The 21,407-nt window shown below is 67.0% G+C and carries 22 protein-coding genes and 1 tRNA gene; 12 read left to right on the forward strand and 11 right to left on the reverse strand.

The features are described 5' to 3' along the window. Positions 1–14: 14 nt before the first annotated feature. Genes ACWW1C_RS26730 through ACWW1C_RS26740 form a run of 3 tightly spaced genes read right to left on the reverse strand, consistent with a single transcriptional unit; the run spans position 15 to position 1,428 of the window. Positions 15–818 (reverse strand): MBL fold metallo-hydrolase, encoded by an 804-nt coding sequence (locus ACWW1C_RS26730; protein WP_455981064.1) that lies wholly within the window; start codon positions 816–818, stop codon positions 15–17. Then, positions 815–1,270, reverse strand: a complete 456-nt coding sequence (locus ACWW1C_RS26735) for a RidA family protein (RefSeq protein ID WP_455981065.1) — start codon at positions 1,268–1,270, stop codon at positions 815–817. The genes ACWW1C_RS26730 and ACWW1C_RS26735 overlap by 4 nt, the downstream gene beginning before the upstream one ends. Beyond that, complete coding sequence (locus ACWW1C_RS26740; protein ID WP_090562576.1) at positions 1,267–1,428, reverse strand: DUF4177 domain-containing protein; 162 nt, start codon at positions 1,426–1,428, stop codon at positions 1,267–1,269. The genes ACWW1C_RS26735 and ACWW1C_RS26740 overlap by 4 nt, the downstream gene beginning before the upstream one ends. A gap of 48 nt (positions 1,429–1,476) precedes the next feature. On the opposite strand from ACWW1C_RS26740, the gene ACWW1C_RS26745 reads away from it, so the two are divergent. Both ACWW1C_RS26745 and ACWW1C_RS26750 read left to right on the forward strand, forming a co-directional pair. Continuing rightward, on the forward strand, positions 1,477–2,517 hold the full coding sequence (locus ACWW1C_RS26745) for an ArsA-related P-loop ATPase (RefSeq protein ID WP_455981066.1): 1,041 nt from the start codon (positions 1,477–1,479) through the stop codon (positions 2,515–2,517). Then, entirely contained in the window at positions 2,514–3,662 is a 1,149-nt protein-coding gene (locus ACWW1C_RS26750) for an ArsA family ATPase (protein ID WP_455981067.1), read from the forward strand. The genes ACWW1C_RS26745 and ACWW1C_RS26750 overlap by 4 nt, the downstream gene beginning before the upstream one ends. A gap of 13 nt (positions 3,663–3,675) precedes the next feature. Here ACWW1C_RS26750 and ACWW1C_RS26755 read toward each other — a convergent pair whose 3' ends face one another. Together ACWW1C_RS26755 and ACWW1C_RS26760 are read right to left on the reverse strand one after the other, a co-directional pair. Then, on the reverse strand, positions 3,676–4,056 hold the full coding sequence (locus tag ACWW1C_RS26755) for a hypothetical protein (RefSeq protein ID WP_455981068.1): 381 nt from the start codon (positions 4,054–4,056) through the stop codon (positions 3,676–3,678). Between the two features lie 172 nt (positions 4,057–4,228). Then, positions 4,229–4,534, reverse strand: coding sequence for a WhiB family transcriptional regulator (locus tag ACWW1C_RS26760; RefSeq protein WP_020100988.1), 306 nt, complete (start codon positions 4,532–4,534; stop codon positions 4,229–4,231). 341 nt (positions 4,535–4,875) lie between these two features. Between ACWW1C_RS26760 and ponA2 the strand changes: the two genes are divergently transcribed. The 4 genes from ponA2 to ACWW1C_RS26780 all read left to right on the forward strand — a co-directional run bounded on the left by ponA2 (position 4,876) and on the right by ACWW1C_RS26780 (position 9,844). Continuing rightward, entirely contained in the window at positions 4,876–7,311 is a 2,436-nt protein-coding gene (ponA2, locus tag ACWW1C_RS26765) for a transglycosylase/D,D-transpeptidase PonA2 (protein ID WP_455981069.1), read from the forward strand. Between the two features lie 103 nt (positions 7,312–7,414). Continuing rightward, a complete protein-coding gene (locus tag ACWW1C_RS26770; RefSeq protein WP_455981070.1) occupies positions 7,415–8,365 on the forward strand; it encodes a metallophosphoesterase in 951 nt (316 codons plus the stop codon). Beyond that, positions 8,362–9,462, forward strand: a complete 1,101-nt coding sequence (gene cds1, locus ACWW1C_RS26775) for an L-cysteine desulfhydrase Cds1 (protein WP_455981071.1) — start codon at positions 8,362–8,364, stop codon at positions 9,460–9,462. The genes ACWW1C_RS26770 and cds1 overlap by 4 nt, the downstream gene beginning before the upstream one ends. A gap of 308 nt (positions 9,463–9,770) precedes the next feature. Beyond that, positions 9,771–9,844 (forward strand) — tRNA-Pro (locus ACWW1C_RS26780). Positions 9,845–9,979: 135 nt separating this feature from the next. Here ACWW1C_RS26780 and ACWW1C_RS26785 read toward each other — a convergent pair. Continuing rightward, complete coding sequence (locus tag ACWW1C_RS26785; RefSeq protein WP_455981072.1) at positions 9,980–10,252, reverse strand: hypothetical protein; 273 nt, start codon at positions 10,250–10,252, stop codon at positions 9,980–9,982. Positions 10,253–10,470: 218 nt separating this feature from the next. On the opposite strand from ACWW1C_RS26785, the gene ACWW1C_RS26790 reads away from it, so the two are divergent. Continuing rightward, positions 10,471–11,046 carry a TetR/AcrR family transcriptional regulator gene (locus ACWW1C_RS26790; protein ID WP_455981073.1) on the forward strand — a complete coding sequence of 192 codons (576 nt, stop codon included), beginning with the start codon at positions 10,471–10,473 and terminating at the stop codon, positions 11,044–11,046. Between the two features lie 45 nt (positions 11,047–11,091). Further along, on the forward strand, positions 11,092–12,612 hold the full coding sequence (lfrA, locus tag ACWW1C_RS26795; RefSeq protein ID WP_455981074.1) for an efflux MFS transporter LfrA: 1,521 nt from the start codon (positions 11,092–11,094) through the stop codon (positions 12,610–12,612). A 59-nt stretch (positions 12,613–12,671) separates the two neighbouring features. Here the strand turns inward: lfrA and ACWW1C_RS26800 are convergent, their stop codons facing one another. The 3 genes from ACWW1C_RS26800 to ACWW1C_RS26810 form a co-directional block, all read right to left on the reverse strand. Next, positions 12,672–13,931, reverse strand: a complete 1,260-nt coding sequence (locus ACWW1C_RS26800) for a hypothetical protein (protein ID WP_455981075.1) — start codon at positions 13,929–13,931, stop codon at positions 12,672–12,674. 493 nt (positions 13,932–14,424) lie between these two features. After that, positions 14,425–15,570, reverse strand: a complete 1,146-nt coding sequence (locus ACWW1C_RS26805; RefSeq protein ID WP_455981076.1) for a cation:proton antiporter — start codon at positions 15,568–15,570, stop codon at positions 14,425–14,427. A 23-nt stretch (positions 15,571–15,593) separates the two neighbouring features. Beyond that, positions 15,594–15,971: a hypothetical protein gene (locus ACWW1C_RS26810; RefSeq protein WP_455981077.1), complete on the reverse strand. Its 378-nt coding sequence runs from the start codon at positions 15,969–15,971 to the stop codon at positions 15,594–15,596. Positions 15,972–16,115: 144 nt separating this feature from the next. Between ACWW1C_RS26810 and ACWW1C_RS26815 the strand changes: the two genes are divergently transcribed. Genes ACWW1C_RS26815 through ACWW1C_RS26830 form a run of 4 tightly spaced genes read left to right on the forward strand, consistent with a single transcriptional unit; the run spans position 16,116 to position 19,240 of the window. After that, complete coding sequence (locus ACWW1C_RS26815; RefSeq protein ID WP_455981078.1) at positions 16,116–16,904, forward strand: PadR family transcriptional regulator; 789 nt, start codon at positions 16,116–16,118, stop codon at positions 16,902–16,904. Between the two features lie 15 nt (positions 16,905–16,919). Next, positions 16,920–17,789 (forward strand): oxidoreductase, encoded by an 870-nt coding sequence (locus tag ACWW1C_RS26820; protein ID WP_455981079.1) that lies wholly within the window; start codon positions 16,920–16,922, stop codon positions 17,787–17,789. Further along, positions 17,786–18,532, forward strand: coding sequence for a methyltransferase domain-containing protein (locus ACWW1C_RS26825; protein WP_455981080.1), 747 nt, complete (start codon positions 17,786–17,788; stop codon positions 18,530–18,532). Before ACWW1C_RS26820 ends, ACWW1C_RS26825 begins: the two co-directional genes overlap by 4 nt. A 9-nt stretch (positions 18,533–18,541) precedes the next feature. Then, complete coding sequence (locus tag ACWW1C_RS26830; protein WP_455981081.1) at positions 18,542–19,240, forward strand: class I SAM-dependent methyltransferase; 699 nt, start codon at positions 18,542–18,544, stop codon at positions 19,238–19,240. A 3-nt stretch (positions 19,241–19,243) separates the two neighbouring features. Here ACWW1C_RS26830 and egtE read toward each other — a convergent pair whose 3' ends face one another. Together egtE and egtD are read right to left on the reverse strand one after the other, a co-directional pair. Further along, on the reverse strand, positions 19,244–20,377 hold the full coding sequence (gene egtE, locus ACWW1C_RS26835; RefSeq protein ID WP_455981082.1) for an ergothioneine biosynthesis PLP-dependent enzyme EgtE: 1,134 nt from the start codon (positions 20,375–20,377) through the stop codon (positions 19,244–19,246). Beyond that, positions 20,374–21,369, reverse strand: coding sequence for an L-histidine N(alpha)-methyltransferase (egtD, locus tag ACWW1C_RS26840; RefSeq protein WP_455984454.1), 996 nt, complete (start codon positions 21,367–21,369; stop codon positions 20,374–20,376). The genes egtE and egtD overlap by 4 nt, the downstream gene beginning before the upstream one ends. Between the last annotated feature and the right edge of the window lie 38 nt (positions 21,370–21,407).

The raw sequence follows: 21,407 nt of genomic DNA on the forward strand, positions 1-21,407 counted from the left end.
TGCCCCGTTCGTGTCTAAGCAGTCCGCAGGTAATCCAGCTGCGCCTGCACCGATTTCTCGGCGGCGTCCCACAGTTTCTGGTCAACGTCGGTGTAGACGTGTTCGACGACCTGCCGCGCCGAGGCCTCGTCCCCGAGCACCTTCAACGCGCTACGCACCTGATCCAGCCGCTCCTCGCGGTGGGCGAGGTACATGGTCGTCACCTCGGCCAGGTCGGCCAGGTCGGGACCGTGCCCAGGGAGAACGGTCCGCGGCCCGAGACCCTGCAGCCGCCGTAGCGATTCCAGGTAGTCGCGCAGACTGCCGTCCTCGTTGTCGATGACGGTGGTGCCGCGGCCCAACACCGTGTCGGCGGTCAGCACTGAACTCTTCCCGTCGCTGCGCTCGCCCTTGACGTCGTCGACGACGAACGACAGGGAATCAGCGGTATGCCCCGGCGTCGCCATGACCTTGATCCGCAGGCCCGCGGCGTCGATCACCTCGCCGTCGGTGAGCGGCCCGCCCAGGCCTCGCAGAAACCCGCTGCCGACCGACCGCACGACCGCCCCGGTCATGCCGACCAGCTTGTCGATGCCGCCCGTGTGGTCGTCGTGCTTGTGACTGATCAGCACCAGCGGGATCTTGCCCAGCGCCGCAATCCGTTCGAGGTGCGCATCGTCGTCCGGCCCCGGGTCGACGATGACCATCTCGTCGCTACCGGGCCCGCGCAGCACCCAGGTGTTGGTGCCGTCGAGCGTCATGATCCCGGGGTTGTCGCACAGCAGGACCGAGGCCGATTGGGTCACCGGCCGCAGCACGCCGTACGCGGGATGGGTCATGCGACCTCGACGATCAACTCCACCTCGACGGGAGCATTCAACGGCAACTCGGAGACGCCGACCGCCGAGCGGGCGTGCGCGCCGGCCGGGCCGAACACCTCGCCAAGCAATTCGGACGTCCCGTTGATCACCGCGGGCTGCCCGTTGAAACCGGGCGCCGAGGCGACGAAGCCGACGACCTTGACGATTCGCACCACCGAGTCGATGCCGACCAGCGCGTGCACTGCGGCCAGCGCGTTGAGGCCGCAGATCCGGGCCAGTGCCTTGCCGTCATCGGCACTGACGTCAGCGCCGACCTTGCCCTCGGCCGGCAGCTTGCCGCCCTGCATGGGCAGCTGTCCTGAGGTGTAGACGAGGTTTCCGGTGCGAACCGCGGGGACGTAAGCAGCAAGGGGCGCAACGACTTCCGGCAATTCGATGCCCAGTTCGGCGAGCCGCTCCGAAACGCTCACTTCGGCCGCTTCAGGTACGCGACGTGCTGCTCACCGCTCGGGTTGGCCAGTACCGAAACCAGCTCCCACCCGTCCTGGCCCCACTGGTCCAGGATCTGCTTGGTGGCGTGGATCAGCAACGGGACGGTGGCGTACTCCCACCGGGTCGGTTCGCTCATGCCGCCGAGCTTATCGGCAGCGGGGTACCGCATGGTTAACATGCTGGGGTGACCTCCGAATCGACGGGCCAAACCCACACCGGTTGGCCCGCACGCCTGGACCAGGCGCGCCTCCATTTCGTCACCGGCAAGGGCGGTACCGGCAAAACGACGGTCGCCGCGGCGCTGGCACTGGCGCTGGCCGCCCGCGGCCGCAGCGTGTTGCTGGTCGAGGTCGAGGGACGCCAGGGCATCGCCCAGCTCTTCGACGTGCCGCCGCTGCCGTACGGGGAGCAGAAGATCGCCACCGCGGAGGGCGGCGGGCTGGTCAACGCGCTGGCCATCGACACCGAGGCCGCGTTCCTGGAATACCTGGACATGTTCTACAACCTCGGCATCGCCGGCCGCGCCATGAAGCGCATCGGCGCCGTCGAGTTCGCCACCACGATCGCTCCCGGCCTCCGTGACGTCCTGCTCACCGGCAAGATCAAAGAGGTCGTGGTCCGCAACGGCAAGAGCGCCAAGGAGCTCAAGGGCCAGCGGCCCTATGACGCCGTCGTGGTCGACGCCCCGCCGACGGGCCGCATCTCCCGCTTCCTCGACGTCACCAAGGCCGTCTCGGATCTGGCCAAGGGCGGCCCGGTGCATTCCCAGGCCGACGGCGTCGTGAAACTGCTGCACTCGGAGCTCACCGCCATCCACCTGGTCACGCTGCTGGAGGCGCTGCCGGTGCAGGAGACCCTGGAGGCCATCGAGGAACTGCGGGAGCTGGAACTGCCGATCGGCAGTGTCATCGTCAATCGCAACATCCCGGCATACCTGTCGCAGGATGATCTGGCAAAGGCCGCCGAGGGCGTCGTCGACGCCGACGCGGTGCGCGCCGGACTGACCGACGCCGGAATCACGTTGTCCGACACCGACTTCGCCGGACTGCTCACCGAGACCATCCAGCACGCGACGCGCATGATGGCGCGCGCCGAGAGCGCCGAGGCGCTCGACGCCCTCGAAGTGCCTCGCCTCGAACTGCCCGCCCTCCCCGATGGGGTCGACCTGGGCAGCCTGTACGAACTCGCCGAAGCACTCGAGCAGCAAGGGGTTGGCACCAAATGAGCGGCAAGCCAGGCCATGAACTGTTGAAGCTGGACATGCACGCGATCCTGTCGGACAAGGCGAACCGCGTCGTGGTGTGCTGCGGCGCGGGCGGGGTCGGCAAGACCACCACGGCCGCCGCGATGGCGCTGCGGGCCGCCGAGTACGGCCGCACCGTCGTGGTGCTGACCATCGACCCGGCCAAGCGCCTGGCGCAGGCCCTCGGCATCAAAGATCTCGGCAACACCCCGCAGCGCGTGCCGCTGGCGCCTGAGGTGCCCGGCCAGCTGTTCGCGATGATGCTCGACATGCGCCGCACCTTCGACGAGATGGTGGTGCAGTACTCGGGCGAAGACCGCGCAGACTCGATCTTGGAGAACCAGTTCTACCAAACCGTCGCGACGTCGCTGTCGGGCACGCAGGAGTACATGGCGATGGAGAAACTCGGCCAGCTGCTGGCCGAGGACAAGTGGGATCTGGTCGTCGTCGACACCCCGCCGTCGCGCAACGCTCTGGACTTCCTGGACGCCCCGAAGCGCCTGGGCAACTTCATGGACAGCCGCCTGTGGAAGCTGCTGCTGGGACCGGGTCGCGGCATCGGCCGGCTGGTCACCGGGGCCATGGGTCTGGCGATGAAGGCGCTGTCCACCGTGCTGGGTTCGCAGATGCTCTCCGACGCGGCCAGTTTCGTGCAGTCGCTGGACTCGACGTTCGGCGGTTTCCGGGAGAAGGCCGACCGCACCTACGAACTGCTCAAGCGCCCCGGTACTCGGTTCGTCGTGGTCTCGGCCGCTGAGCCCGACGCGCTGCGCGAGGCGTCGTTCTTCGTCGACCGGTTGTCGCAGGAACAGATGCCGCTGGCCGGCCTGATCCTCAACCGCACCCACCCGATGTTGTGCGACCTGACCGCCGATGCGGCCGACGAGGCCGCGGCCAAGTTGGAGCAGTCGGGCCAGGACACCGATGCGCTGGCCGCGGCGACGCTGCGGATCCATGCGAACCGCACCGTCATCTCCAAGCGTGAGGTGCGGCTGCTGTCACGGTTCACCGGGGCCAACCCGCACGTGGCGCTGGTGGGCGTGCCGTCACTGCCGTTCGAGGTGTCCGACCTCGAGGCGCTGCGGGCGATCGCCGATCAGATCACCGGGGACATCGTCAAGGCGTAAGCCCCGGCGTCGGTCAGCTTTCGGCGCGTTCGACCGAGATTCCGGTGAGGCACTGCTCTTTCTCCCGGATTCCGAAGTTGAGGGTGCCCCAGCCGTAGCTGACGCTCCAGACGAACTCTTCGTAGGCAGAGTGGCCGGTGGGTGCGTGCGTCTGCTCCGCGGACGGATACCGGGCGCGAACCATGTCCGCGGTGATGCACGGAGTCGGGACGACGTCGACGGACGCGAACAGCCACCGCCCGTCGTTGATCGCGATCACCGACGACGACACCTGCAAGGTCGGGCTCAACCGCACCGGACCGCCGTTGAGCCGCACCGGATTCACCTTGTCGGGCTGTAGTTCAGTGCCCAGCAGCTCTGAGAACTTGTCCGCGGTGAGCGGAGTTCGGGCCACCAATTGCTCCGCCAGTTGCCAGACGTCCCCGGGTTTCGGCGGTGCCGCCGGTACTCCTTGGATCGACTGCGAGCATGCCGTACCGAGCAGGACGCCGCCGACCACAACTGCGCACGTTCTCAGCAGCGGCAGTCCGCAGAAAGCTGCGGTGATGCGTTGCGCCAGAAGGAAATTAGACCGCGTTGCGGTGCTTGCGCTGGGTCGCGAAGAACTCCGCCCAGGACACCACCTCGGGGTGCTGCTTGAGGAGGGCGCGGCGCTGACGCTCGGTCATGCCGCCCCACACGCCGAACTCGACGCGGTTGTCGAGGGCGTCGGCGCCGCACTCGACGATCACCGGGCAATGCCGGCAGATGACTGCGGCTTTGCGCTGTGCGGCCCCGCGGACGAACAGCTCATCCGGGTCGGCCTGTCTGCATCGGGCTTGGGAGACCCAGGCGATTCTGGCTTCAGCTTCAGGTTGGACCACACCCTGCATCGCGCCGTTTCCGGCCTGGGGAGCGATTGTCGCGCGAACTACTGGCTGTGTACCTGCCACCAGCGATCCCTTCGTCACACCGTCTCCCGACGGCCGAGTCCTCCCGAGTAGGTCGCTGATGCGATCTACGCCACATTGCGGCTAGTAGTGTTACCTAGATCGCATTGTGTGTTCAAGTTAGGTGGTCAGGGGCCTATTGCGCAATGGGTCTGGGGCCGCTTTTTTGGGACGTGTGTCCAAACGTTAATTTTTGCCCGTGTCGCAGCCCCCTAGATGCCCTAAGGACGTGGTAATCGACCAGCACTCAGCTGCTGGCCATGGCGGTCGCTAGGCTGTACCCCATGTCCGAGCGACCGCAGAATCGTCCGCCGACCGCGGTCACCGTCATCAAGATGACTTGGTGCGTTCTGCTCGCCAGCGTGGTCCTCGCCGCGATGATGTTCCCGCTCATCGGGGGTGTCGGCCTGATGTCCAACCGGGCATCCGACGTCGTGGCCAACGGTTCGGCCCAACTGGTCGAAGGCGACGCACCCGCCGTGTCCACCATGGTGGACGCCAAAGGCAACCCCATCGCCTGGCTGTATTCGCAGCGCCGCTTCGAGGTTCCGAGTGATCAGATCGCCAACACCATGAAGTTGGCCATCGTCTCGATCGAGGACAAACGGTTTGCCGAGCACAACGGAGTTGACTGGAAGGGCACCCTGACGGGCCTGTCCGGCTACATGTCCGGTGCGGCCGATACGCGCGGTGGCTCCACCATCGAGCAGCAGTACGTCAAGAACTATCAACTGCTCGTGGTGTCCCAGACCGACGCCGAACGGCGGGCCGCCATCGAGACCACCCCGGCGCGCAAGCTCCGCGAAATCCGGATGGCGCTGACGCTCGACAAGACGTTCACCAAGTCCGAAATCCTGACGCGCTACCTGAACCTGGTGTCGTTCGGCAACGGCGCGTTCGGCATCCAGGACGCCGCCCAGACGTACTTCGGCGTCAACGCCAATCAGCTGAACTGGCAGCAGGCCGCACTGCTCGCCGGCATGGTGCAGTCGACCAGCGGACTGGATCCGTACGTCAACCCGGACGGCGCCCTGGCACGTCGAAACCTGGTGCTGGACACCATGATCCAGAACGTCCCTCAGGAAGCCGAGGCCCTCCGCGCCGCCAAGGCCGAGCCGCTCGGCATCCTGCCGCAGCCCAACCAGCTGCCCCGCGGCTGCATCGCCGCCGGTGACCGCGCCTTCTTCTGCGATTACGTGCTCGACTATCTGTCCAAGGCCGGTATCAGCAAGGACCAGGTTGCCAAGGGCGGCTATCTGATCCGCACCACGATCGACCCCGACATCCAGAACTCCGTCAAATCCTCGATCGACGGCATCGCCTCCCCCTCCATCGACGGCATCGCCAGCGTCATGAGCGTCATCCGTCCCGGCAAGGACAACCACCAGGTCGTGGCGATGGCCAGCAACCGGACTTACGGCCTGAACACCTCGGCCGGGGAAACCATGCAGCCGCAACCGTTTTCGTTGGTCGGTGACGGCGCCGGGTCGATCTTCAAGCTGTTCACCACCGCGGCCGCCCTGGACATGGGCATGGGCATCAATGCGCAGCTGGACGTGCCGGGACGGTTCGAGGCCAAGGGCCTGGGCAGCGGTGGCGCCAAGGGCTGCCCGAAGGACAAGTGGTGCGTCGAGAACGACGGCCGCTACCGGGGCAGCCTGAACGTCACCGAAGCGCTGGCGACGTCGCCGAACACGGCTTTCGCCAAGCTGATCTCGCAGATCGGCGTCGCCCGCGCTGTCGACATGGCGGTGAAGCTGGGTCTGCGCTCCTACGCCGACCCGGGCACCGCCCGACCGTACGACCCGAACAGCAACGAGAGCCTGTCCGACTTCATCAAGCGGCAGAACATCGGCTCGTTCACCCTGGGCCCGTTCGAGGTCAACGCGCTCGAACTGTCGAATGTCGCCGCCACGCTGGCCTCGGGCGGTACGTGGTGCCCGCCGAACCCGGTGGACAAGGTGTTCGACCGGCACGGCAACGAGGTGTCGGTGACAACGCAGACCTGTGAGCAGGCGGTCCCCGAGGGCCTGGCCAACACCCTGGCCAACGCGATGAACAAGGACGCCGTCAGCGGCACCGGCGCCGGCGCCGCGCAGTCGGTGGGCTGGACTTTCCCGGTATCGGGCAAGACCGGGACCACCGAGGCCCACCGGTCGTCGGCGTTCCTCGGCTTCACCAGCGCCTACGCCGCCGCCAACTACATCTACGACGACTCGACCACGCCGTCGGACCTGTGCTCGTTCCCGCTGCGCCAGTGCGGCCGAGGTGACCTCTACGGCGGCCACGAGCCGGCCCGCACCTGGTTCACCGCGATGAAGCAGTTCACCCCGCCCAATGTGGTGATGCCGCCGACCGACCCGCGCTACGTGGACGGTGGACCGGGTTCGAGGGTGCCGAGCGTCGCGGGCATGGACATCGATCTGGCACAGACCCGAGTGAAGGAAGCCGGCTTCCAACTGGCCCCGCAGCCGTCGTGGGTCAACAGCACCGCACCGTCGGGCCAGGTGGTCGGTACCTCCCCGTCGGGCCAGACCATCCCCGGCTCGATCGTCACGATCCAGGTCAGCAACGGCATCGCGCCGCCGCCACCGCCGCCACCGCCGGTGGGGATTCCGGGGCTCGACGGGTTGCCGCCGGTGCAGATCGGGTCGACGGTTGTGGAGATCCCTGGCCTGCCGCCGATCACCGTGCCGGTCCTCGGCCCCCCGCCCCCATAGGCCGGGCCGAAACCTCAGAACGACCTAAGCCAACCCTGTGGGCTTTCTAACGATGACCAGCGACAACGGGTCAACTGCGGCACTGAGCAAGTAGGCTGCCTGCATGTCTGCGATCGTCCGCAATGCTGCCGTCACCGTCGCCGGATCACTGGCTGCAGGCCTCGCCTACGCGTCGCTCATCGAGCGCAACGCGTTCGTGGTCCGCGAGGTCACCATGCCGGTGCTGACGCCCGGTTCGTCGCCGCTGCGGGTGCTGCATCTGAGTGATCTGCACATGATGCCGGCACAGCGTCGCAAGCAGGCGTGGCTGCGCGAGCTGGCCCGCTGGGAGCCGGATCTGGTGGTCAACACCGGCGACAACCTCTCGCACCCGAAGTCGGTGCCGGCCGTGGTGCAGGCGATGGGTGATCTGCTGGCGGTGCCCGGTGTGTTCGTGTTCGGCAGCAACGACTACTTCGCGCCGAAGCCGAAGAACCCCGCCAACTACCTGTTGAACAAGCACAAGCGGATCACGGGTCGACCGCTGCCGTGGCAGGACCTGCGCGCGGCCTTCACCGAGCGCGGCTGGCTCGACATGACCCACACCCGGCGCGAGATCGAGGTCAACGGGCAGCTCATCGCCGTGGCCGGCGTCGACGATCCGCATCTGGACCGCGACCGCTACGACACCATCGCCGGACGGCCCAACCCCGCGGCGAACCTGTCGCTGGGCGTCGCCCACGCGCCGTACACGCGCGTCCTGGACCGGTTCGCCGACGACGGCTACCAGTTGGTGCTGGCCGGACACACGCACGGCGGGCAGCTGTGCGTGCCGTTCTATGGCGCGCTGGTGACCAACTGCGACATCGACACCTCTCGGGTGAAAGGCCCGTCCCGCTGGGGCGCGCACACGCAGCTGCACGTGTCCGCCGGTCTGGGCACCTCGCCGTACACGCCGGTGCGCTTCTGCTGCCGGCCCGAGGTGACGATGCTGACGCTGGTAGCCGCACCCACCGGCGGCGGGCACGCCGGTATCGGCGCCGATATGACGCAGCCGGCCGTCTCGGCACGGTGACCTCACCGGTGGCGGCGCGCAGCGTCGACCGGGGCTGGGTGGACAACGCTGTCCGCCTGATCGAGGCCGACGCGCGGCGTAGTGCCGACACCCATCTCCTGCGTTATCCGTTGCCCGCCGAGTGGAGCGCGGATGTCGACGTCCAGCTGTATCTGAAGGACGAGAGCACGCACATCACCGGCAGCCTCAAGCACCGGCTGGCCCGGTCGCTGTTCCTGTACGGACTGTGCAACGGCTGGATCGGTCCGCAGACGACGGTCATCGAGGCGTCGTCCGGTTCGACGGCAGTGTCCGAAGCGTATTTCGCGGCGCTGCTCGGATTGCCCTTCATCGCGGTGATGACGGCGTCGACGAGTCCGTCGAAGATCGTCCTGATCGAATCACAAGGCGGCCGTTGCCATTTCGTGGAGCAGTCGTCTCAGGTGTACGACGAGGCGGAGCGGCTGGCGCGCGAAACCGGCGGCCATTACCTGGATCAGTTCACCAACGCCGAGCGGGCTACCGACTGGCGGGGCAACAACAACATCGCGGAGTCGATCTTCTCGCAGCTGCGCGACGAGGCGCATCCGATTCCGGAGTGGATCGTGGTCGGTGCGGGCACGGGCGGCACCAGCGCCACGATCGGGCGGTTCCTGCGCTACCGCCGTCACGCCACCCGGCTCTGCGTGGTGGACCCGGAGAACTCGGCGTTCTACCCGTCGTGGGCCCAGGGCGACCGGGAGGTGTTCACCGGAGCGTCGTCGCGCATCGAGGGCATCGGCCGGCCGCGCGTGGAGCCGTCGTTCCTGCCCGGCGTGGTGGACGCCATGGTGTGCGTACCGGACGCGGCCTCAGTGGCCGCCGCGCGCCACGTGAGCAGGGTGCTGGGCCGCCGGGTCGGTCCGTCCACGGGAACGAACATCTGGGGCGCGTTCGGGCTTCTCGCCGAGATGGTGGCGCAAGGCCACAGCGGCTCGGTGGTGACGCTCCTCGCCGACAGCGGCGACCGCTACGCCGATACCTACTTCGACGACGCGTGGGTCAGCAGCCGCGGGCTCGATTCCGCCGAAGCCGTCGCGGCACTGGCAGAGTTCGAGCGGTCCGGGCGCTGGGCATGATCGTGGCGGCCGTTCCAGGCCGCCCGATAAGCCGCGCGGTAGTCAGAGGTCGCGAACAGCCACAGGGCCGCCAGCGCGAAGAATCCGCAGTAGAGCAGAGCTCCCAATCCGGTCATGTTCGTTCCTCGCTTTCTGGCGTTCGGCTGCCGTTGATCACAGTTACCGGATTCAACGCACGTTGCGCAAAAATCCATCCCTTCTGCGGACGTGATCTTCGCCGCTACCGCTATCTACCTGCGGCTACCTCACCTGGCAAGGGCCGTTTGGCTTCTGGAGGCTCCCGTGCGATAGGCTGTCGAAGCTTCACACGGGGTGTGGCGCAGCTTGGTAGCGCGCTTCGTTCGGGACGAAGAGGTCGTGGGTTCGAATCCCGCCACCCCGACAAGTGAGCAAGGCCCTGACCAGGGAAATCTGGTCGGGGCCTTCTTCGTTCGCGCAGCAGTGGGGCAGCGGCTCGCTACCCGGACAAGCGGTACCCGTCAGCCGATGCGCGCCCCACAGATGACGGCGTGGCAGCTTATGCGCAGATGCTGACGAACGGGACGGTCACGCATGGTGGCGGCCACCCCGGGCCGCCGTTCCAGCCCTGATCGTCGCCCCAGCCACGATGACCCCAGCCCCAGCCGTGGTGGTCGTCCCAGTCGCCGCCGCCCCAGCCGTGGTCCATCGGGATCAGGCCGGGATCATGCGCCGGCGAGGCGACGGCGCTTCCCGAACCGATACCCAGAACCGCGGCAACAAGGCCTGCGGCGAGTGCTGTTGTCGATGCAATCTTCCTGTACGTGGCCATGGCCCGCCTCCGGAAACAACCCAACAAAATCAGTAATAGATACCGTCAAGTGTAGTTTTTTGACGCTGCAGATGACATTGACCGGATACCCCCGGCAGCCGGATTTGAACCCGGTTCCGCAGCCCACCACCGCGCAAAAAATCCTGTTCGCACCGCACCTTCCGGTGGCTTGGGACACAACTGTCCCATTTTAGGTCACATTGCGCTATCTTTGACGCATGGCCGAAGTGAAATCGTTCGACACTGGTGCGCGGTCGCGCACCCGCAAGGCGATCCTCGATGCCGCCACCGCCGTCCTGGCCACCAACCCCGCGGCGTCGCTCAGCGACATCGCCACCGCCGCGAACGTGGGCCGCAGCACGCTGCATCGCTACTTCGCCGAACGCTCCGAGCTGATTCGCGCCGTCGCGCTGTACGTGCACGAGATTTGCAACGCTGCCATCGACAAGGCCGAGCCGAACTGCGGTCCCCCGCTCGCGGCCCTGCGCCGCGTCGTCGAATCTCAGCTGGACCTCGGACCCATCGTGCCGTTCGTCTACAACGAGCCGACCATCGTGGCTGATCCGGACCTGTCCGCCATCCTCGATACCGGCGACGAGGCGATAGCCGAAGTGCTGGCGCGGGTTTCGGCACGACCGCAGACCAGCCCTCCGGAGTGGCCGCGCCTGGTTTTCTGGGCCCTGCTCGACGCCGGATATGAGGCACTGCGCCGGAACATCGCGCCGCGGGTCGAGATCGTCGACGCCATCATGGCCAGCCTGACGGCCGGCACCATCACCCCGGATCAGTCCTGATCCTCACGAATTTGCTTTCACCCCAACAAAGTTAGGTAATTCCCCATGTCCACCAGTCTCGTCACCAACGAGGTGACGAACCGGACCCCGCAACGCCATTGGTGGGCACTGGCAGTGCTGATGCTGCCGGTACTGCTCATCTCCATCGACAACACGGTCCTGGCCTTCGCGTTGCCCAGCATCGCCGAAGAGTTCCGCCCGTCGGCCGCCACCCAGCTGTGGCTCGTCGACATCTATTCACTGGTGCTGGCAACGCTATTGGTCACCATGGGCAGCCTCGGTGACCGGTTCGGCCGGCGCCGGCTGCTGCTCATCGGCGCCGTCGGGTTCGCGGCCGTCTCCGCCGCCGCCGCGTTCGCGCCCAGCGCCGGCTACCTGGTGGCGGCGCGCGCCACGCTCGGTGTGTTCGGCGCCATGCTGATGCCGTCGACGCTGTCGCTGATCCGCAACATCTTCACCGACGCCACGTCGCGCCGGCTCGCCATCGCCATCTGGGCGTCGTGCTTCGCGGCCGGCTCGGCCCTGGGTCCGATCGTCGGTGGCCTACTGCTGCAGCATTTCCACTGGGGCGCGGTCTTCATGATCGCCGTGCCGATCCTGCTGCCCCTGCTGGTGCTGGCGCCGAAACTGGTGCCCGAGTCACGGGACCCGAATCCGGGCCCGGTCGACGCGCTGAGCGTGCTGTTGTCGTTGTTCGCGATCCTGCCTGTGATGTGGGCGATCAAGACCGCGGCACACGACGGCCTGTCGACGCTGACGCTGGCGGCCGTCGCCCTGGGCGTCGCCGCGGGCATCTGGTTCGTCCGCCGGCAGAACAGCAGTGCCGCACCGATTCTCGACATGCGCCTGTTCGGCCACGGCCCCTTCACGGCGTCGATTCTGGCCAACTTCCTGTCGATGGTCGGCCTCATCGGGTTCCTCTTCTTCGTCTCACAGCACCTGCAGCTGGTACTCGGACTGGACCCGCTGACCGCCGCGCTGGTCATGCTGCCGGGCGCAGCGGCGTCGACGATCGCCGGCATCGGCGTGGTGCGGCTGACCAAGCGCTTCGCGCCGCAGACGCTGATCGTCACCGGCCTTCTCCTGGTAGCCGCGGGCTTCCTGCTGATCCTGGCGTTCCGACACGACCTGACCATGGTCGGCGTCATCGCGTCGTTCACCGTGCTCGAGCTGGGTGTCGGTGTGTCGCAGACGATCTCGAATGACACCATCGTCGCGTCGGTGCCACCGGAGAAGGCCGGCGCGGCGTCCGCGGTGTCGGAGACCGCCTACGAACTGGGTGCGGTGATCGGTACCGCCGGGCTGGGCACGATGTTCACCGCGTTCTACCGCGCGAATGTCGAACTCCCCGGATCACTTTCGCCTGAACAGTCGGCCGACGCCGGGGAGAGCATCGGCGGCGCGATCTCGGTGGCACGTACGTTGCCCACCGAGCTCGGCAACCATTTGATCGAGTCGGCAAGAGTCGCCTTCGATTCGGGGATCGGCGCCACCGCAGCGACCGCGGCCGGACTGGCTCTGGTCGCCACGGCGATCGTGGCCGCTGCCTTTCGCGGCCGGCAATAGTCACTGAATGCACTGTGGCCCCACCGCCTTCCGGCGATGGGGCCACAGTCGGTAGTTGACTACTTGCTACCGGCCTTGCCCTTGCCACCCTTGGTGACACTCTTGATGGCGCCGCTGATGGCCTTCGCCACCTTGGCCCCCGGGTTCTGCGCCTTCTTGGTCTTGGGCGCGCTGTCCTTGGGCGTCGTCACCGTGTCGGTGCCCTTGGTGTCGGTGGCCTTGGTGTCGGTGGCCTTGGTCGCATCCTTGGCGTCAGCAGCCTTGGTGTCCGTGGCCTTGGCGTCAGCAGCCTTGGTGTCCGTGGCTTTGGCGTCCGTGGCCTTGGTGTCGGCAGCCTTGGTGTCCGCAGCCGTGGTGTCGGCAGCCTTCGTGGACGTGTCCTTCGCCGCATCGGTGGACGGTGCCGACTCGGCCGGCGTCGCCGCGGTAGCCGCGGTGGCCTTCTTCGTCGTCACCGGCGTCGGGTCCGTCGAGTCCGCGGCCGTCTTGGCGGTCTCGGTCGCCGCACCGGCCGTCAGTGCCGCAACCGACGTCGCGGCCGCGGGGACGGTGACGCCGCCGGGTGCGTTCGGGTTCACGTTGAGCGCAGTGATGATCCGGTTCACGATGTACGGAACGGTGCCGGTCTCAAAATCCGTGACATTCTTCTGAATGTTCTGCACCAGGCTCACCACGTTGTTGAGCACGCCGTTGTAGATGGTGCCCGGGTTCAGCGTGAGCACCGACTGCAGAATTCCCGTCACACTCTTGACCACCTGCTGAACCACCGGTGTGGTCCCGAGGCATGAGCCGCACCCGATGCCGACGGTCGAGATCGCCAGGCCGGCGACCAGCGCGGTGACCGAATCCAGCACCGCGGGCACCATGGCCTCCGCCACCGCCAACGGCTGCTGCAGGATGTTCTGTACGGGCCCGTTGATGCCGGTGATCAGCTGCAACCCACCCGGAAGCAGACCACCCACCAGCGAGTCGATCGCGCCGTTGACATTGAGCGTGCCGAGGTTCCCCAGCACGTTGACGAGCGTGCCCGGCAACGCGCCACCGAGGGTGAACGTCGCGCCGGTGATGTTGCCGATCAACTGCATGCCCTGCTGCACGCCGTAGTTGGCATCGAGCACCACCTGGCGCACCAACGGATTCACGCTGGTCTCCACCATGTAGCTGGTTTGCCCGACGGTCTCGGCGAGGGCGTTGTAGATGTTCCCCAGCGCGACGATCGGGTTGACCAATGCCGTCAACTGCACATCGGAAACCTGAACCTGCGGAACTGCCGGCAGATGCGTTGCGGTCTGCGGCACCATCGGCGCCACAGCAATCACGCTTGCTCCTGCGAGGGCAACGCCCGCAGTGAGATACGGCTTCATTGTGAGCTGCATTTGAGTCCTCCCAGTTATCGCGACACCCGTGTGGCGGTGAAATTTACCCCTAGTAGATAGGCATTTTTATCGAACCTACACATTTCCCAGCTAACCAAAATGAACTGGTTGGAAAATTGTCAACATCGTTAGATTGCTGCTCTAGCAGGCAAGTTAGCCGCTCTACAAATTCAGCAAATTGGTCTGGGGGAACCGCCCAAATCCGGTCTCCCGATGTCACAGCCACCTCCCAGCCAGACGAGACCCACGTCACAACCACAATCGAGCCACGCGTCGCAAACGCAATCCGTCGATAAATTGCATTTTCAGCAAATTTCGCTACGCACAATTGTCGCCGGCGTCATTCATAGCCGCAGGCATCGCGCGAGGACCCCATCCCGGGCACCTCGAGTCCACATACTGAGACGGTGCGGCGAGCCGGGCCGCCCGGCGGAATTCAGGCCGCGACGGTTTGCCGGCGCTTCGCGACCGCGCCGCCCGCGGACGTTGCCACGACGGTCAGTAGCGCGCCCAGAATCAATGCCGCCGGCTCCCCCGCACTCAGCAGATGCTGTTGGGTCCCGAGCGTGGCGGCGGCCACCGGAACGCCCAGTTGTGCGGCCGCCAGCACCCCGAGCGACAGCGGTTGTCCGAACAGTCGGCCGCTCAGATGCGCGAGCACAGCTCCAACGCCCAGTGCCACGCCGAGACCGATGAGATCCGGGTGCTCGCCCAGTTCGCGCACCTGCAATGACGCACCGAGCCAGACGAAGAACAGCGGCGCGAAGAAGCCCTCGGTGATACCGAAGAGCTGGCGCGCCAGTCGACGCGGCTCACCGATCGCCGAAAGGCAAAGGCCCAGCGCGAAACCGGCGAGCATGATCGACACGTGGGTCGACTTCGCCAGCGCCGCCAGACCGAACAACACGATCAGGCTGATCCGCAGTTCAAGCGCCAGGTGCCGACTGTGCGAGTACTTGTGCATCCGCCTGAGCCACCCGCGCTTGGCTTCGTATCGCAGAAAGAAGTACAGCAGGACCGCGCACGCGGCGATCGCCAAGGCTCCCACCGCGGCGCGCGGGGCGCCCGCCGGGTTGATCGCCAGCGGCAACAGCACAATCGAGGCGGCATCGGCTATCGCAATCTGGGCGGTGACCGACAGCACCGGTGGTCCCGTCAGGCCCAACCCCTGGATCACCGGCAGCGCCAGCGCCGCGGAGGACGAGGCCATGAGTACCGCATAGAGCGGGGCATGGCCCGTGCCGAACAGCTGCGCGATCACCGCGCCGAACGCTGCCGCGAACGCGCCCACCACGACCACCCGCAGCAGCGCTTGGGGCAGGTCGCCCCGTAATGACCTGTCGCGCACCGGCACATGCGTGCCGACGATGAACATCACGAGCGCAAAACCGATGTCCGCCAGCAGCGCAAACGTCGGGTTGTCCGCGTCGACGATGCCGAAGCCGGTGCGCCCCACGATGATTCCGGCAACGAGTTCGCCGACGATCACCGGCACCCGGAGCTTTGGCACCGCCGCCAGCAGTGGCCCCACCAACCCGATGACAGCCAGCAGGGCCAGGGCATGGAATCCGAAGTCGCCCATCGGTCAGGCGATCTGCACGGCAGTCAGGACTGCCACGACACGAGGCGGCAGGGAATGCCGGTGTTCTCGTCGGTCAGATAGCTGGCACACACGCGGTGATAACCGTCGCCGATCTGTAGTGGCGCACCATTGTGAACATCGCCGCGTACCAACAGGATTGGCGAGAGCTTCGTGCCGTCACTGATCTTGCTCAAGTCGGCACGCACGTGGGCGTTGGTTTCCGGCAGCAATGGCAGTTGCGCCGCACGCAGGATGTCTTTTGCTTTGCGCGTCGTCGTCTTCGCCGCCTTCAGCGCTGCCACCACCTTGGCCACCTCGTCCTTGGAAGCCAGCATGGTCAGGTAGTCGGCCGCCGCGTCGTAGTCATGGTCTTCGGGATCCTCCAGCCACTTCACCGCCATCGCCACACCCTAAACGCGAGCACCCTGCGCGCGGGCTCCACGCAGCCAACTCTCAGCGGACTGTTGCGTTCCGATATCTTCCGATATATCGTTAATGCATCGGAGGTGCAGTAGGCGCCTCCCGCCGAAAGAGAGAACACATCTATGGAAACCCCATTCAACCCACCCGGCCGCCCGTTCGACGGCGGTCCCTTCAATCACCCCGCCCACGGAGGCGGCTTCGGTTTCACACCCGGCGACCGTTCACCGTTCGTCGGCCCGGCGGACCGACGCGCCCGGTTCGACGAACGCCGCGCAGCCCGTAGGGAAATGCGCGAGCAGTTCCACAACCACGTGCGGGAACACCGCGGCGAGGGCGGCTTCGGATTCGGTCCGGGCTTCGGCCCTGGTTTCGGATTCGGGCCCGGTTTCGGACCAGGCTTCGGCGCCGGCCCCTTCGGGCCGGGCGGTCCCCGCGGTCGACGCCACGGTGGTCGAGGACGCGGCAGCGGCCGCAGCCGGCGTGGCGACGTCCGCGCCGCCATTCTCAAGCTGCTCACCGAGCGGCAGATGCATGGCTATGAAATGACCCAGGAGATCGCCGCGCGCAGCGACGGCCTGTGGAAGCCCAGCCCCGGCTCGATCTACCCCACCCTGCAGCTTCTGGAGGACGAGGGCCTGATCGCGCCGACCGAAAGCCACGGCAGCAAGAAGACTTTCGAGCTCACCGACGAAGGACGCACTGTCGCCGACGCGATCGAGACCGCCCCCTGGGAGGAGATCGCCGAAGGCGCCGACCCGGCCGCCTTGAATCTGCGCAATGCGCTCGGTCAGTTGTTCGGTGCGGTCGGCCAGTCGGCGCATTCCGCGAATGACGAACAGCAGCAACGCATCCTGGACATCGTGAACAACGCCCGGCGCGAGATCTACCAGATTCTCGGCGAGTCCGACTAGCGTTAGCCTGGCTACATGACGACGTACGCGCTCGGTCAGTACCAGGTCCACCGGGTCGGATTCGGGGCCATGCAGCTACCCGGGCCAGGCGTTTTCGGCCCACCACGGGATCGCGACCAGGCGCTCGCCGTGTTGCGACGCGCGGTGGAGCTCGGCGTCAACCACATCGACACTGCGCAGTTCTACGGCCCTGACGTGGCCAACCAGCTGATCCGCGAGGCCCTGCACCCTTATCCGCAGGGCCTCGCGCTGGTCAGCAAGGTCGGTGCCCGCCGGGACCAGGCCGGCGACTGGCTGCCGGCACAGCAGCCCGACGAGCTGCGCGCGGCGATCGAGCAGAACCTGGAAACCCTCGGCACCGACCGGCTCGCGGCGGTGAACCTGCGGGTGATGGGCCCCGATGGCGATGCCAGTGCGCCGGGCGAGGTCGACCGGGAACTGTTCGACCGCCAGCTCACGGCCATGATCGCCGCGCGCGACGAGGGGCTGATCGACGGCATCGGTCTGAGCAGCATCTCCCTCGAGCACCTGGAGATCGCGCTGCAGCGCACCGACATCGCGTGTGTCCAGAACGCCTACAACCTCCTCGACCGGTCCTCGCAGCCGGTGCTGGACGCCTGCGCCGCACGCGGCATCGCGTTCGTCCCGTTCTTCCCGCTGGGATCAGCGTTCGTGCCGGATAACCCGGTGCTCGGCCACCCCGAGATCCGCAAGGCCGCCGGCGAACTCGACCGGACGCCCGCGCAGGTCGCGTTGGCCTGGACCCTGGCTGCCGCACCCAACATGCTGCTGATCCCCGGCACATCGTCGGTCGCGCATCTCGAGGAGAACCTCGCGGTGGCCGACATCGAGGTACCCGCCACTCTGACGGCGGCACTCGGATGAGCATCGACATCGATCGCATGCCGCGCGGCGGTCCGCGAGCGTCATGCCTTGATCGCGCGCTGGAGACGGATCAGCCCGAGTACCTCGACCGCGACGACGTCGACCCGGCGATCAAGCGCAGCGTGGTGCGCGCGCTGGAGCTCACCGGCAATTGGTTCGGTCTCCATGAGCGTTTCGCGTACATCGTCATGGACGAAGTCGCCGAGGTTCCGGATCCACACATCCTCGAGTTGGGGGCCGGCCACGGGGGCCTGTCGAGGAAGGTGCTGGAGATGCACCCCACGGCAACCCTCACGGTCACCGATCTGGAGCCCGACGCGGTCGCGGCCATCACGGCCGGTGACCTGGGTTCCGATCCGCGGGTGACGGTGCGCCACATGGACGCGGCGGCCATCGACGCGGCCGACAGTGCTTATGCCCTGGCCGTTTTCGCACTGTCGTTCCACCACCTGCCGCCGTCCGCCGCCGTCCGGGTGCTCGCGGAGGGCACCCGGGTGGCGGACAAGTTGCTCATCATCGACCTGCCTCGGCCACCGTCGCCGCTGCATCTGCTGCGGCTGGCCACCATGCTGCCGCTGGCCCCGTTCGTGCCGTTCGTGCACGACGGCGTCATCAGCTCATTGCGGGCCTACAGTCCGTCCGCGCTGCGGGCACTGGCCGACGCCGCCGGCGTCGACATCGAGTTGCGGAGCGGCCTGTACGCGCCGCAGATCGCCATCGCCACCCGGCGACCGCCCGCGTAGGTTGGACGCATGACCGACTCGTCGAATGAAGTGATGGATTGGGACAGCGCCTATCGGCAGGAGGGCGGGTTCGACGGTCCGCCACCGTGGAACATCGGTGAGCCGCAGCCTGAACTGGCTGCGCTGATCGCCGCGGGTCAGGTCACCGGTGAGGTGCTCGACGCCGGTTGCGGCTACGCCGAGTTGGCCCTCGCGCTGGCCGCCGACGGTTACACCGTGGTCGGCATCGAACTCACGCCCACCGCCGTGGCCGCGGCGAAAAGGGCTGCCGCCGAACGCAATCTGTCCAATGCCACGTTCGTTCAGGACGACATCACCACGTTCACCGGCTTTGACGGCCGATTCAACACCATCATGGATTCGACGCTGTTCCACTCGATTCCGGTCGAAGGGCGCGATGGATACCAGCAGGCGGTGTTCCGGGCCGCCGCACCGGGCGCCAAGTACTTCATCCTGGTGTTCGCCAAGGGGGCCTTCCCTCCCGAGGCCGAGCAGAAGCCGAACGAGGTGACCGAGGACGAGCTGCGGGAGGCTGTGGGCAAGTACTGGACCATCGACGAGATTCGGCCGGCCTTCATCCACGCGAGCATGCCCGGCCGCGCGCCGGCAGGCCCCGGACAGCCCACGTTCGAAATGCCGCCGCACGCTCTGGACGAGAAGGGCCGCATGAAGATGCCGGCGTTCCTGCTCGCGGCACACAAGGCCTGACGGTCAGGCTGACGCGGCAGTCAGCGCACCGGCGAAGAGCTCGAGTTCTTCGTCGGTGACGTCGACGTGCGGCGAGACCCGCAGCACCGGAATCTTCATCTCGAACGGTGCCCGGTCGATCCCTGCCACCGTGGTGACGACATGATGTTCGGCAATCAGCTTGGTGCGCACGGTGTTCGGGTCTGCCCCTCGCGTCGGCTCCAGCGTGGTCATGGCCGTGGGCTCGTCGACGTCCTCGACCACGCGCCAGCCGGGCAGCGCCGCCAGCGCGGTGCGGGTGAGCCGTCCCACCTCGGCCAGCCGCGCCCGGACCAGTTCCGGACCGGCCACCAGATGCTCGTCGAGCGCCCTCGAAAAGGCCACGCGGGCAGCGATATTGGCCTCACCGAGGTCAAGCCGTTTCAGTACCGGTAACGGCGTGCCCCATTCCGGTAACGGTATGCGCGGCCGAAGCCGGTGCGACACAGAGGAACTGATCGCCAGCACGCCGACGCCTCGTGGACCCGCCAGCCATTTACGTGACGACGCATAGATGACGTCGGGTGCCACGGCACAGTCCAGGTGGCCCAGCGCCTGTGCCGCGTCCACTGCCACCGGCACGCCGATCGCGCGGCAGGCCGCGACGAACTCCGACAACGGCTGTGCCACACCGCGATGGCTGCCGAGCGCCGTCAAGTGGGCGAGCGCCGGCGGGTCGCCCTGCATCAACGCGACCGCCACCTCGACGTCGAGTCGCCCCTGACCGTCGACCGGCAGTTCCCGCACGGTGAACCCGTTGGCTTCCATCACCACCAGATTGGGGCCGTACTCTCCCGGCAGGCAGGCGATGGTCTTCTCGCCGTCCCAACTACTGAGCAGAAGGTTGAGCGCGTTGGCCGAACCCGTGGTGAACACGACGTCACCGGCGGCCATCCCGGTCAGCGCAGCCACCGCGGCGCGCCCGCCCTCCAGCACCGGTTCGGCGGATTCGGCAGCCACGTAACCGCCGACCTCCGCTTCCAGCCTCGCGTGCTGGGCTGCGGCGTCGATGACGGCAAAACTCTGCCGCGAACAGGCGGCGTTGTCGAAATGCAGGCCCAGCGGTTTGGGCCGGGCAGCGCGCCACAGGTGCGCGACGGCGAGATCAGCTCCAGTCACGTCCGCAGGTCCGGCTTGACCGCCAGCGACAGCCCGAAGTCCGCGGCGGGGTCGGTCCACCAGTCCGTCTGCCGCAGCCCGGCAGCCGCCAACTCGGCCGCGACGCCCTCGGGGCGGAACTTGCACGACACCTCGGTCAACATCTCCTCACCCGCCTCGAACTCCACCGACAGATCCAACTCACGTATCTGAATCCGTTGCGCGGCAACGGACCTCAGCCACATCTCGATACGCTCGTGCTCGGAGTTCCATCGTGCCACATGTTCGAAGCCGTCGAGATCGAAATCAGCGTCCAACTCCCGGTTCACCACCGCCAGCACATTGCGGTTGAACCGCGCGGTGACCCCGGCGCTGTCGTCGTACGCCGCGACCAGCCGGGTGGTGTCCTTCACCAGGTCGGTGCCCAGCAGCAGCGTGTCTCCCGGCCGCATCGCCGCCGCCAGACTCGCGAGGAACTCGGTTCGCGGGCCGGCCGTCAGGTTGCCGATCGTCGACCCGAGGAACACGATCAGCCGACGGCCCACGACGGGCAGCTCGCCCAGATGTTGCTCGAAATCGCCTCGTACCCCGCTGATCTCGACGCCGTCGTACTCGTCGGACAACTGGGTGAGCGCCGCGCTGAGCACGCTCTCGTCGACGTCGAACGCCACGAACCGGCGCAGTGCAGCAGCATCCCGGAAGGCGTCGAGCAGGATGCGCGTCTTCTCCGACGTGCCGCTGCCCAACTCGACCAGGGTGTCCGCACCGGAGGCCGCGACGATCGCGCCGGCCGCCTCCTGCAAGATGTGCGCTTCGGTGCGGGTCGGGTAGTACTCGGGCAGACGGGTGATCTGGTCGAACAGGTCGCTGCCGACCGCATCGTAGAACCACTTGGGCGGCAACGATTTCGGTGACTGCGACAAGCCGTCCCGGACATCACGCCGTAACGCCCGGGGCGCCCAGTCGGCGGCGAGATGGTTGGTCAGCAGCGGTGCCGTCTTGCACCGATTCATTGCGGTCATCGCGGTCCTCTTCTCGTGTTCACGCCGGC

It is taken from the genome of Mycobacterium sp. HM-7 (assembly GCF_053852335.1).